We start from the raw sequence: 600 nt of genomic DNA on the forward strand, positions 1-600 counted from the left end.
TGTTCATCTCTTTCATCAATCTGTAAACACGCTTATGGTTGATCCAAAATCCTTCTCTCTTTAAAGTGATGGTGATCCGAGGATAGCCATAGAAAGGACGTGAATGGTGAATCGCCATGATGTGTTCTTTTATGATCTGCTCTCTCTGTTGCCTCGCCATTCGAATCCGTTGAGTCTTGCGCCATTTATAGTACCCCGACCTTGACACTTTGGCGATACATACCAGCCACGTAATCGGATAACGATCCTTCAATTCGTGCACAGCTTCAAATCGTGCTGTCTTCAAAATCCGTCCTCCCCATGCAGATTTGGATAACGCTTTTTTAGGTATTCGACCTGCGCCTTTAAATAATCTCGTTCTCCCTCAACACTTTTAAATGTTGTCTTAGGGCGTCCAATAAAAGGATTGTCTGACTTTGTCTCTTTGCCCCTATGATCATCTAAAGACTTGCCTTCTCGATAGGTTTTCACCCAATTTTTGAGCTGGGTTGAACTCCGAAGCCCTAATTCTTCAGATAACGTGTTATAGCTTTTGTTTCCTTCCTCATACATGTTGACAGCTTTCATCTTGAATTCTTTGGTATAGTGCTGAAAGTGTTG

The 600-nt window shown here is 42.2% G+C and carries 2 protein-coding genes; both read right to left on the minus strand.

Annotation, left to right across the window (positions count from 1 at the left end; all coding sequences use genetic code 11):
• Positions 1-286 (minus strand): IS3 family transposase (locus tag MOB98_RS13310; RefSeq protein WP_268425340.1); only part of this gene is annotated, 286 nt, incomplete at its 3' end.
• A partial coding sequence (locus tag MOB98_RS13315; protein WP_268425342.1) for a transposase occupies positions 283-600 on the minus strand: 318 nt, incomplete at its 5' end. The genes MOB98_RS13310 and MOB98_RS13315, both read right to left, overlap by 4 nt.

The sequence above is a fragment of the Bacillus sp. N13C7 genome, from assembly GCF_026790065.1.
Classification (GTDB): domain Bacteria; phylum Bacillota; class Bacilli; order Bacillales; family Bacillaceae; genus Bacillus.